Origin of the sequence: Arhodomonas aquaeolei DSM 8974, from assembly GCF_000374645.1 — a bacterium.
In the GTDB taxonomy this organism is placed as follows: Bacteria; Pseudomonadota; Gammaproteobacteria; order Nitrococcales; family Nitrococcaceae; genus Arhodomonas; species Arhodomonas aquaeolei.
Genome location: NZ_KB894833.1, coordinates 1 through 11,068 on the forward strand (window position 1 = coordinate 1; position 11,068 = coordinate 11,068).

Sequence of the window (11,068 nt, forward strand, 5' to 3'; positions counted from 1 at the left end):
GTGAGATGGGCGTTCGTCTCCACGTCGCCAAGGTCGTTGACCGCCACCACGCGGAGCTCGTCGCTGCGCCCCGTCTCGTAGAGCGCACGCAGCACATTACGGCCGATACGCCCGTAACCATTGATGCCTACCTTGATCGTCATTGCTTCGATCTCCCGATCAGTGTGGGTCGGGCACGCGACGGCGTCCCGGTGGGGATGTCGCCGCGTGCACGGATATCGGAAAGCGGGGCGTCCGGCCCTGGGAACGGGGCCGGACGCCGCGGTATCAGAGAAAGGCGCCCGGGGCGGCACCCGCCCCGGGCGGCGTCACTGCGGACGCGTCACCGGCCTGTCAGCCCTCTTCCTGCCAGCTCTTGACCAGCTGGTCGTAGGGCACGGTCTTGCCCTGGGGCTTCTCGTTGGAGAGCGCCGGCTTGGGCGCACCCGGCTGGTCCAGCCAGTACTGCGGATCACGCTCGTCGTTCATCCGCGGGGCACAGGTGTCCTGGATGCCGGCGCGTTCGATGCGGGCCATCACCCGGTCCTGCTCCTCGCCGAGCGAGGTGAGCGCCGCCTTGGGCGTCTTGGCGCCGGTGACCGCGTCCGCCACCGCCTGCCACCAGAGGCTCGCGAGCTTGGGATAGTCCGGCACGTTGGTCCCGGTCGGGGTCCACCGCACACGGGCCGGGCTGCGGTAGAACTCCACCAGGCCGCCGAGCTTGGGGGCACGCTCGGTGAACGACTCGTCGTTGATGTTGGAGTCGCGGATGAAGGTCAGGCCCTCGTGCGCCTTCTTCAGCGAGGTGGACTTCGCCGTGGTGAACTGCGCGTACAGCCAGGCCGCCTTGCGGCGCTTCGCATCCGTGTGCTTGAGCAGCGTCCAGGAGCCGACGTCCTGGTAACCCAGCTTCATGCCCTCTTCCCAGTACGGACCGTGGGGCGAGGGGGCCATGCGCCACTTGGGCGTGCCGTCGTCGTTCACCACGGGCTTGGACGGATCGGCCATGGGCGCGGTGAACCCGGTGTACCAGAAGATCTGCTGGGCGACGTGGCCCTCCGCGGGCACCGGCCCGGCCTCGGAGAAGGTCATGCCGGAGGCCTCCGGCGGCGCGTAGGCCTTGAGCCAGTCGATGTACTTCTCCAGGGCATAGACCGACGCCGGGCTGTTGACCGCGCCGCCGCGGGACATCAGCGAGCCGACCGGGTGGCAGTCCTCGACACGGATGCCCCACTCGTCCACCGGCTTGCCGTTGGGCAGGCCCTTGTCGCCGGCACCGGCCATGGACAGCCACGCGTCGGTGAAGCGCCAGCCCAGCGACGGGCTCTTCTTGCCGTAGTCCATGTGGCCATAGATCTTCTTGCCGTCGACCTCCTTGACGTACTTGGTGAAGAACTCGGCGATGTCCTGGTAGGCGGACCAGTTCACCGGCACACCGAGCTCGTAACCGTAGCGCTCCTTGAAGCGCTTGCGCAGCTCGGGCTTCTGGAACAGGTCGTAGCGGAACCAGTACAGGTTCGCGAACTGCTGGTCCGGGAGCTGGTACATCTTGCCGTTCGGCGCGGTCACGAAGTCCCTGCCGATGAAGTCGTCGACATCGAGCGTCGGCAGGGTGACGTCCTTGCCCTCGCCCTCCATGTAGTCAGACAGCGGGACGACGTCGCCGTAGCGGAAGTGCGTGCCGATGAGATCGGAGTCATTGACGTAGGCGTCGTAGATGCTGCGGCCCGACTGCATCTCCGTCTGCAGGTTCTGGATCACGTCACCCTCGCCGATCAGGTCGTGGGTGAGGTTGATCCCGGTGATCTCCGAGAAGGCCTTGGCCATGACGTTCGACTCGTACTTGTGAGTCGAGATCGTCTCGGAGACGACCTTGATGTCCATGCCCCGGAACGGCTTGGACGCCTTGATGAACCACTTCATCTCCTCCATCTGCTCCTCGACCGAGAGCGTGGAGGGCTGGAACTCGTTCTCCACCCACTTGCGGGCGATATCCACGCGTTCCTGGTAGGTCTTGGACTGTGCCTGGGCGACGCCTATCGCGCCGGAGACACTGAAGACAGTGGCGGCGGCCAGTGCCGTCCACTGCCTGACACGGGTCTTGGAAGACATGATCACTCTCCTCTCCTCAGATGGGATCTGGCTTCTTTCTTGGCTGGCTGCCGACGGATCGCGCCGAGCCGTCCGCACCCCCCTCCAAGCCGGTTTCAGCCGTAACGCAGCATTACGGCGACAAAGATCAGCGAGACGATCGAGGCGCCCCACAGTACGCCGGCCCCGACGATGCCGAGCCAGGCGAGGTGGATGTAGGCGCTGCCCAGCAGGCCGATGAACAGGCGATCGCCCCGGGTCGTGGCGATGGGCAGCAGGCCCCGGCGCTCCACCGTTGGATAGACGAACTCCAGCGCCCCGAAGACCACGAGCATCAGCGCGACCCCCGCGAAGAAGATCGCCGTGGGCGTGGTCCAGAGCATCCATTCCAGCGTGAAAGTCATGCGTGTTCCCTCCGATTCACACCCGCCCGAGGGCGAAGCCCTTGGCGATGTTCTTGCGCACGAACCAGATCACCAGGGCACCGGGCACCACCGTCAGGACACCGATCGCCGCAAGCAGGCCCCAGTCGATGCCGGTGGCGGTCTGGGTGCGCGTCATCGCCGCGACGATGGGCTTGGCGTTCGTGCTGGTGAGCTGGGAGGCGAGCAGCAGCTCCACCCAGCTGAACATGAAGCAGAAGAACGCAGTAACGCCGACGCCCGCCTTGATCAGCGGCAGGAATATCAGGGTGAAGAACCGCGGCCAGCTGTAGCCGTCGATGTAGGCGGTCTCGTCCACCTCCCGCGGCACCCCGGACATGAAGCCCTCGAGGATCCACACCGCCAGCGGCACGTTGAACAGCGTGTGAGCCAGGGCCACGGCGATGTGGGTGTCGAACAGGCCCACCGTCTTGTAGAGCTGGAAGAATGGCAGCAGGAATACCGCCGGCGGCGCCATGCGGTTGGTCAACAGCCAGAAGAACAGGTGCTTGTCGCCGAGAAAGCTGTAGCGCGAGAAGGCGTAGGCCGCCGGCAGCGCCACGGCGAGCGAGATGACCGTGTTCATCGCCACGTAGATGATCGAGTTCAGGAACGGCCAGTACCACGTCGGGTCCGTAAAGATCGTGGCGTAGTGCTCCAGTGTGAAGTCCGCCGGCCACAGCCGGAACGAGCTGAGGATCTCCGGCGTCGGCTGGAAGGACATCTTCACCAGCCAGTACAGCGGCAGCATCAGGAAGAGCAGGTACAGCCCGAGCCAGATGTAGCGCACGCGGGAGGCGCCCGAGGATTTCAGACGCCGGCGTCCGGCAGCGGGCGGTGTTGCGGTTGATCGACGCTCACTCATGGCACCGCCTCACTTGTTGTCCTTACCGATGTTGGTGATCGCCTGGTAGAAGACGTAGCTGAACAGCAGGATGATCAGGAAGTAGATGATCGAGTACGCGCCGCCCGGGCCGAGGTCGCTCTGCATGATGGCAATGGTGTTGAGCTGCTGGCTCAGGAAGGTCGTCGACGAACCCGGCCCGCCGCCGGTGAGCGTGAACGGCTCAGCGTAAATCTTGAAGCTGTCCATGAAGCGCAGCAGGACCGCGATCATCAGCACGCCCTTGAGCTTGGGCAGCTCGATGTAGCGGAAGATCGCCCAGCGCGAGGCGCCATCGATGCGCGCGGCCTGGTAGAAGGCGTCCGGGATGGACTGCAGCCCGGCGTAGGCGAGCAGCACCGCCAGCGAGGTCCAGTGCCAGACCTCCATGGCCATGACCGTCAGCCAGGCGTCCAGCGGATCGCCGGTGTAGTTGTAATCGATGCCGAGGGCGTTGAGCGCCACGCCGAGCAGCCCGATCCCGCCGCGGCCGAACACCTGCCAGATGGTGCCGACCACGCGCCAGGGCACCAGTAGCGGCAGCGCCAGCGCCACCAGCGCCGCCGAGGAGGCGACGCCGCGCTTGGGCATGCACAGCGCAATGCCGACACCCAGCGGTATCTCGATGAGCAGGACCAGCCCGGAGAACAGCAGCTGGCGGCCGAAGGCGGCCTGCAGCTCCGGGTCCGTGAGGATGTCCACGTACCATTCCGTACCGACCCAGATGGCCTGGCCGCGGAAGAAGTCCTGGAACGAATAGTTGACGACCGTCATCAGCGGGATGATCGCGCTGAACGACACCACCAACACCACCGGAAGCACCATCAGCCAGGCGCGTTGATTGACGGGTCTGTGCATGGTTGTTTCTCCTCCCGCTACCGCGTCAGCCCACCAGCTGCTCGTCGGCGTAAAGCTTGGTCCACTCCGGCGGGAACACGAGCTCGGCCCCCTCGGACGGGGCGGCGGTGTCCTCGTCGAGCTTGAGGCTGAGCCGCCGGCCCTCGCCCATCTCCACCGTCGCGATCTGGTAGTTACCGAGGTCCTCCACCTCCAGCACCCGCGCCGGCACGCCGCGCTCGCCCTCGCCGGCGAAACGCAGGAACTCCGGACGGATGCCGATCCTCAGAGCGCCGGTCTGCGCGCCGGCGCACTCGACCACGTCCGCGGGGAGCTCGATGGCGTGGCCGTCAACCAGCGCGCGGCCGCCCTCCAGGCGGCAGTCGAGGAAATTCATCCCCGGGCTGCCGATGAAGTACCCCACGAAGGTGTGCTCGGGACGCTCGAAGAGCTCCTGCGGCGTGCCGAGCTGGACCACGCGGCCCTCGTAGAGCACCACGACCTTGTCGGCGAAGGTCAGCGCCTCGGTCTGGTCGTGGGTGACGTAGACCAGCGTGAGCCGGAGCTGCTCGTGGATCTCCTTGAGCTTGCGCCGCAACTGCCACTTGAGGTGGGGGTCGATGACCGTGAGCGGCTCGTCGAACAGCACCGCCGCCACGTCCTCGCGCACCAGCCCGCGCCCCATGGAGAGCTTCTGCTTGGCATCCGCGCCCAGGCCAGCGGCCTTGGCGTCGAGGGAATCGGAGAGATCGAGCATCTCCGCGATCTCGGTGGTGCGCTCGCGGATGCGGGCGGCGGGAACGCCGCGGTTACGCAGGGGGAAGGCGAGGTTCTCGCGCACGGTCATCGTGTCGTAGATGACCGGGAACTGGAACACCTGCGCGATGTTGCGGTGCTCCGGCGGCAGGTCGGTGACGTCCTCGCCGTCGAAGAGCACCCGCCCCTCGCTCGGGCGCACCAGCCCGGAAATGATGTTGAGCAGCGTCGTCTTGCCGCAGCCCGAAGGGCCGAGCAGTGCGTACGCGCCGCCGTCCTCCCAGACGTGGTCCATGCGCCGCAGCGCGTAATCCGCCGGCCCCGCGGGACGCGCCATGTAGGAATGGGCCAGCTTCTCCAGATCGATTCGGGCCATCTCGGCTCTCTCCTCAGGCGTCCACGCGGCGTCGGGTCGGCGACGCCATCAACCGGCCGTCGTCGTCGAAGGCGAAAAGGTGCCGCGGGTCGACGTGCACCGACAGCGTCTGACCCAGCTCGAACGGGTGCGCCCCCGAGGCCTGCACTACCCACTCGGCCTCGCCCCGGCGCATGTGGATAAAGGTCTCCGAACCGGTGATCTCGGCGATGTCCACGTCGCCGCGCACCACCAGGTCCGCGTCGGTACGGGGCGCCACGGTGACGTGGGACGGCCGAACGCCGACGCGGTAACGCCCGGGCGCGAGCTGCGCGAAGTGTGCCGGCCGCTCGACCGGCTCGTTATCGCCCACGCGGACAAGCCCGTCATCCACGCGCGCCTCGAACAGGTTCATCGGCGGATCGCTGAACACCTGGGTCACCGCGACCGAGGCCGGGTGGTGATAGACGTAGGGGGTCGCGCCGTACTGGATCAGCTCGCCTTCGTGGAGCACGGCGGTATTGCCGCCGAGGGTCAACGCCTCCATGGGATCGGTGGTGGCGTAGACGACGATGGCGTCGCGCTCGCGGAAGATCTCGCGCATCTCCTCGCGGAGCTCCTCGCGGAGCTTGTAGTCGAGGTTCACCAGCGGCTCGTCCATGAGCAGCAGGTCCGCGTCACGCACCAGCGCGCGGGCCATCGCGAGGCGCTGCTGCTGGCCGCCGGAAAGCTCGCCCGGCATGCGCTCGAGCAGGTGCTCGATGTGCAGCCGCTCCGCCTCGCGGTGCACACGCTCGCGGATCTCCTGGCGGCCGAGCCTGGCGAGCTTGAGCGGCGAGGCAATGTTGTCGAAACAGGTGAACGCCGGGTAGTTGATGAACTCCTGGTAGACCATCGCCACGTTGCGCTTGCGCACCGGCACGCGCGTGACGTCGCGCCCGTTCATCACGATCCGGCCGCTGCTCGGCCTGTCCAGCCCGGCCATGAGGCGCATCACCGAGGTCTTCCCCGCCCCGGTGAGGCCGAGCAGCACGTTGAAGCTGCCGGGTTCGACGGACAGTGAAAGGTCGTAGAGGTGGGTGTCGCCGCCCACGACCTTTCTGACATGCTCCAGTGATAGCGTCACTGCGGATCTCCTCCTCGCAATTCCCCGGGCGCCCGCATCGTGTTCCTCAGACGCGATGCGCGGCGCCCCTGTCTGCTAGCCGTCCTGCTCGGGCACGGCGTCGACGGCGTCACCGCCTGCCGGGAGTGTGAACGCCTCGAACCACTGCTGCACGCGCGCGCGCGTCGCGACATCCAGCCGCAGCCCGAGCTTGCTGCGCCGCCACAGGGCGTCGTCCGCGGTCTGCGCCCACTCCTCGTCGCGCAGGTAGGACAGCTCCGCCTCGTAGAGGTCGTCGCCGAAATGCTCGCCCAACCCGTCCAGACCATCCGCCGTGCCGAGTATCCGCTCGATGCGGGTGCCGTAGTTGCGCGCCAGCCGCCAGGCGAGGCGCTCCGGCAGCCACGGATAACGGCTCAGGACGGCCTCGAGGAACGCCCCGAAATCCGCGTCCGGCATGTCCCCGCCGGGCAGTGAGGCCTCGCCGGTCCAGTCACGCCCGGAGCCGCCGAGCTCGGGGACGAGCTTGTCCATGGCCTCCCGCGCGAGCGTGCGGTAGGTGGTGAGCTTGCCGCCGAATACGTTGAGCAGCGGCGCCGCCCGGGTATCGAGTTCCAGCAGGTAATCCCGGCTGACCGCCGAGGCGTTGTCGTTGTCGTCCTCGTCGTAGAGCGGGCGCACCCCGGAGTACGTCCACACCACGTCCTCCGGGCGCAGCTGGTGCTCGAAGTAGCGGTTCACCGCCTCGCAGAGGTATTCGATCTCCTCGCGGGACGCCTCCGCCTCCGCGGGATTGCCCTCGTGGACGACGTCCGTCGTGCCGATGAGGGTGAAGTCCTGCTCGTAGGGGATGGCGAAGACGATGCGCCCGTCGGTGTTCTGGAAGATGTAGGCATATTCGTGGTGGAACAGCCGCGGCACCACGATGTGGCTGCCCTTGACCAGATGGACGTCGCGGCTCTGCTCGATGCCGGCGGCCTCGCCGAGGAAACGGCCCACCCACGGGCCCGCGGCGTTGACGATACCGCGGGCGCGCACCGACCACTCCCGGCCGGTGCGGGTGCACTGCAGGGTCGCCTCCCAGGCGTCGCTGTCCCGCCGGGCGGCGATGCAGCGCGTGCGTGTCATCACCCGCGCACCGCGCTCGGCGGCGTCCCTGGCGTTGAGCACGACCAGCCGCGCGTCCTGGACCCAGCAGTCGGAATACACGAAGCCGCGCCGGAAACCGGGAGCCAGGGGCTCCCCCGCGACGTGGCGGGTCAGGTCGATGCCCGAGGAGGACGGCAGCCGGCGGCGACCGCCGAGATGGTCATAGAGGAACAGGCCGAGCCGGATCATCCACGCCGGGCGGAGTTCGCGCACATGGGGCATGACGAAGCGCATTGGCCAGATGATGTGCGGTGCGATACCGAGCAGCACCTCCCGCTCCTGCAGCGCCTTGCGCACGAGCCGGAACTCGTAGTACTCGAGGTAGCGCAACCCGCCGTGGACGAGCTTGGTACTCGCCGAGGAGGTGAAGTTCGCGAGATCACCCTGCTCGCAGAGCGCCACGGACAGCCCTCTGCCGGCGGCGTCGCGGGCGATACCGGCACCGTTGATGCCCCCGCCCACGACCAGCAGATCGAATGTCTCTCTCCTCGCCATGCGTGCTCCGTTCCGCACCGCCCACGCCGCCGGTGGCAGTCCCGCCGCGGTGTGTTGTCATGTTCGGTATCTAACCTAGCACGCGTCTGTATATTTTCAAATCACTACGTTAATTTTCGTTTGAACATTCTTCGGGGGATCCGTCACGGACGCGTCGCACCGCCGGCGCAGTGCCGTCGGCGGCGGCCACCACCACCGAGCCACCGCCTTCGGCAAGGCAGCGCTGCATCGCCGACGGTGGCTCGCTGTCGGTGAACAGCACATCCACCTCCGAGAGATGACCGAGGCGCACCATCGCGTTGCGGTGGAACTTGGTGTGGTCGGCGACCAGGAATATGGTGCGCGAGTGCGCCATGATCGCCTGCAGCACCCGGACCTCCCGGTAATCGAAATCGAGCAGCGTGCCGTCGTCATCGATACCGGAGATGCCCATGACGGCGAAGTCGACCTTGAACTGCTTCATGAAGTCGATGGTCGCCTCGCCGGTCACGCCGCGATCGCGGTGACGCACCACGCCGCCGGCGATGATGACCTCGAAGGTGGCGTTGTCGCTGAGGATATGGGCCACGTTGAGGTTGTTGGTGATCACCCGCAGCCCGGCATGTCCAAGCAGCGCCTTGGCGACCTCCTCGGTGGTCGTGCCGAGGGTGAGGAACAGCGAGGCCTGGTCCGGTATCCTCGCCGCCACCTCCCGGGCGATGCGCTGCTTCTCCTCGAGGCAGCGCACCTGGCGGTGGGCGTAGGCGTCGTTCTCCACCGTCGAGGGCAGCCCCGCACCGCCATGAAAACGCCGCAGCCGCCCGAGCCGGCACAGCGCGTTGACGTCCCGGCGAACCGTCTGCGCAGTCACCCCGAAATGCTCGGCGAGGGCCTCGACGGAGACGAACCCCTGCTGCCGGACGAACCCCAGGATCGCCTGCTGACGCTGGTTGAGTGCCGGCTGCTCGGCGCCTTCGGTCATACTTCCTCCCGTTGACGGTCCGGCGTGATTACAGTTTACTTCCCCTGTTCGCAAACGAACATGCCAGTGGTTTTTGCGAACCGCCACTGGCGCATTTATAGCGCCTCCCGCGCCACGCTGCACATAACGGCGACGGCCTGGACACGGGAGAACGCGGCACCGGAGGAGAGTCATGGCGCAGCAGCAGGCCATTCTGGCCATCGATCAGGGCACGACGAGCTCGCGGGCGATCGTTTTCGATCTCGAAGGCCGGATCGTGTCGAGCGCGCAGCAGGAGTTCCCGCAGCATTACCCGCACAGCGGCTGGGTGGAGCACGACCCGGAGGACCTCTGGCAGTCCACCGTTTCCGTCTGCCGCCAGGCGATGGACGACGCGGCCGAGCGCGGCGCGACGGTGGTCACCCTGGGGATCACCAACCAGCGCGAGACCACCGTGATCTGGGACCGGGACACCGGCCACGCCGTCGCCCCGGCGATCGTCTGGCAGGACCGCCGGACCGCCGACTGGTGCGCGGAGCTACGCGGACAGGGCGCCGCGGCAACGGTCACCGAGCGCACCGGGCTGCTGCTCGACCCCTACTTCTCGGCGACCAAGATCGCCTGGATCCTGGACAACGTCCCCGGCACGCGGGAGCGTGCCCGGGACGGCCGGCTTGCCTTCGGCACCGTGGACAGCTGGCTGCTGTGGCGGCTCACCGGTGGGCGGATCCACGCCACCGACGCCACCAACGCATCGCGCACGATGCTGTTCAATATCCGCGAGCAGCACTGGGACGACGACCTCCTCGCACTCTTCGACGTACCCCGGGCCCTGCTGCCCGCGGTGCACGACAGCGCGGCGGACTTCGGCGAGACCCTGCCGAACATCTTCGGCCGGAGCATCCCGGTACGCGGTATCGCCGGCGACCAGCACGCCGCCGTAGTCGGCCAGTGCTGCTTCTCACCGGGCATGGTGAAGAGCACCTACGGCACCGGCTGCTTCGCGCTGCTCAACACGGGCGACACGCCGGTCGCCTCCAGCCATCACCTGCTCACCACCCTCGCCTACCGCATCGACGGCCGGCCGACCTACGCGCTGGAGGGCTCGATATTCGTCGCCGGTGCGGCGCTGCAGTGGCTGCGCGACGGCCTCGGCGTGATCACCACCGCAGCGGAGTCGGAACGCCTTGCCCGCGAGCTGCCGGACAACGCCGGGGTCTACATGGTGCCCGCGTTCACGGGCCTGGGCGCCCCGCACTGGGACCCGGACGCCCGCGGCGCGATCTTCGGCCTGTCCCGGGACACCGGCGTCGCGGAGCTCGCCCGCGCGGCGCTGGAGTCCGTGTGCTACCAGACCCATGACCTGCTGGTCGCGATGGCCGGGGACGCCGGCGCCGCCGCGGAGCTGCGTGTGGACGGCGGCATGGTGGCCAACGACTGGTTCCTGCAGACCCTCTCGGACATCGTCGGCGAGCGCGTGGTGCGCCCGCAGGTCATTGAAACCACGGCCCTGGGGGCCGCCTACCTAGCGGGTATCGGTCAGGGCATCTGGGGCTCGCTGGAAGAGATCCGCTCGCAATGGCAGACGGACCGGGCATTCGACCCCGACCTGCCCCGGGCACAGCGCGAGCGCCAGCTCGCCGGCTGGGCGGACGCCGTCCGCCGCGTCACCTCGCGCTGAGGGCGGACGACCGGACCGCCGGCACGGCCGTCTTCGGGGAAACCCCGCCCCCGGTCCGGCGGCCCGGCATTACCGCCCGGCGTTCATGAGCGCGACGGTGGTGTCGAGCATCCGCGAGGAGAAGCCCCACTCGTTGTCGTACCATGCGCACGCCTTCAGCAGCGTCCCGCCCGTGACCTTCGTGAGCGTGGCGTCGAACACCGACGAGCGCGCGTCGTGGTTGAAGTCCACCGACACCAGCGGCGCCTCGTTGTAGCCCACAATCCCCGCGAGCTCGCCGTCGGCCGCCTCGCGCATCAGCGCGTTCACCGCCTCGACACTGCTCTCGCGCGAGAGCACGCAGGTCAGGTCCACCATCGAGACGTTGATCGTCGG

The 11,068-nt window shown here is 67.7% G+C and carries 10 protein-coding genes and 1 pseudogene; 1 reads left to right on the plus strand and 10 read right to left on the minus strand.

Annotated elements, in window-relative coordinates:
* From C516_RS20925 to C516_RS0117775, 9 genes are all read right to left on the minus strand, one after another.
* Window positions 1–143: glyceraldehyde 3-phosphate dehydrogenase NAD-binding domain-containing protein (locus tag C516_RS20925; protein ID WP_281167334.1), on the minus strand; the 143-nt coding region annotated here is incomplete at its 3' end.
* Window positions 144–333: 190 nt separating this feature from the next.
* Complete coding sequence (locus C516_RS0117740) at window positions 334–2,091, minus strand: ABC transporter substrate-binding protein (protein WP_018719763.1); 1,758 nt, start codon at window positions 2,089–2,091, stop codon at window positions 334–336.
* Window positions 2,092–2,186: 95 nt separating this feature from the next.
* Entirely contained in the window at window positions 2,187–2,474 is a 288-nt protein-coding gene (locus tag C516_RS0117745; protein WP_018719764.1) for a DUF2160 domain-containing protein, read from the minus strand.
* A 16-nt stretch (window positions 2,475–2,490) separates the two neighbouring features.
* A complete protein-coding gene (locus C516_RS0117750) occupies window positions 2,491–3,357 on the minus strand; it encodes a carbohydrate ABC transporter permease (RefSeq protein ID WP_084594275.1) in 867 nt (288 codons plus the stop codon).
* A gap of 9 nt (window positions 3,358–3,366) precedes the next feature.
* Window positions 3,367–4,233, minus strand: coding sequence for a carbohydrate ABC transporter permease (locus C516_RS0117755; RefSeq protein WP_018719766.1), 867 nt, complete (start codon window positions 4,231–4,233; stop codon window positions 3,367–3,369).
* 25 nt (window positions 4,234–4,258) lie between these two features.
* A complete protein-coding gene (locus C516_RS0117760; protein ID WP_018719767.1) occupies window positions 4,259–5,344 on the minus strand; it encodes an ABC transporter ATP-binding protein in 1,086 nt (361 codons plus the stop codon).
* A 13-nt stretch (window positions 5,345–5,357) separates the two neighbouring features.
* Window positions 5,358–6,449: an ABC transporter ATP-binding protein gene (locus tag C516_RS0117765; RefSeq protein WP_026321277.1), complete on the minus strand. Its 1,092-nt coding sequence runs from the start codon at window positions 6,447–6,449 to the stop codon at window positions 5,358–5,360.
* A gap of 75 nt (window positions 6,450–6,524) precedes the next feature.
* Window positions 6,525–8,072 (minus strand): glycerol-3-phosphate dehydrogenase, encoded by a 1,548-nt coding sequence (gene glpD, locus C516_RS0117770; RefSeq protein WP_018719769.1) that lies wholly within the window; start codon window positions 8,070–8,072, stop codon window positions 6,525–6,527.
* A gap of 109 nt (window positions 8,073–8,181) precedes the next feature.
* Window positions 8,182–9,033, minus strand: a complete 852-nt coding sequence (locus tag C516_RS0117775) for a DeoR/GlpR family DNA-binding transcription regulator (protein WP_018719770.1) — start codon at window positions 9,031–9,033, stop codon at window positions 8,182–8,184.
* Window positions 9,034–9,205: 172 nt separating this feature from the next.
* Between C516_RS0117775 and glpK the strand changes: the two genes are divergently transcribed.
* On the plus strand, window positions 9,206–10,693 hold the full coding sequence (gene glpK, locus C516_RS0117780) for a glycerol kinase GlpK (protein ID WP_018719771.1): 1,488 nt from the start codon (window positions 9,206–9,208) through the stop codon (window positions 10,691–10,693).
* A 69-nt stretch (window positions 10,694–10,762) separates the two neighbouring features.
* Here the strand turns inward: glpK and C516_RS20165 are convergent.
* Window positions 10,763–11,068: pseudogene (locus C516_RS20165) on the minus strand (erythrose-4-phosphate dehydrogenase); the annotation flags it as partial.

What these genes read in the sequence shown, in the direction of transcription:
- C516_RS0117740 (WP_018719763.1), bottom strand. Translation starts at nt 2,091, where the DNA reads ATGTCTTCCAAGACCCGTGTCAGGCAGTGGACGGCACTGGCCGCCGCC.
- C516_RS0117745 (WP_018719764.1), bottom strand. Translation starts at nt 2,474, where the DNA reads ATGACTTTCACGCTGGAATGGATGCTCTGGACCACGCCCACGGCGATC.
- C516_RS0117750 (WP_084594275.1), bottom strand. Translation starts at nt 3,357, where the DNA reads ATGAGTGAGCGTCGATCAACCGCAACACCGCCCGCTGCCGGACGCCGG.
- C516_RS0117755 (WP_018719766.1), bottom strand. Translation starts at nt 4,233, where the DNA reads ATGCACAGACCCGTCAATCAACGCGCCTGGCTGATGGTGCTTCCGGTG.
- C516_RS0117760 (WP_018719767.1), bottom strand. Translation starts at nt 5,344, where the DNA reads ATGGCCCGAATCGATCTGGAGAAGCTGGCCCATTCCTACATGGCGCGT.
- glpD (WP_018719769.1), bottom strand. Translation starts at nt 8,072, where the DNA reads ATGGCGAGGAGAGAGACATTCGATCTGCTGGTCGTGGGCGGGGGCATC.
- C516_RS0117775 (WP_018719770.1), bottom strand. Translation starts at nt 9,033, where the DNA reads ATGACCGAAGGCGCCGAGCAGCCGGCACTCAACCAGCGTCAGCAGGCG.
- glpK (WP_018719771.1), top strand. Translation starts at nt 9,206, where the DNA reads ATGGCGCAGCAGCAGGCCATTCTGGCCATCGATCAGGGCACGACGAGC.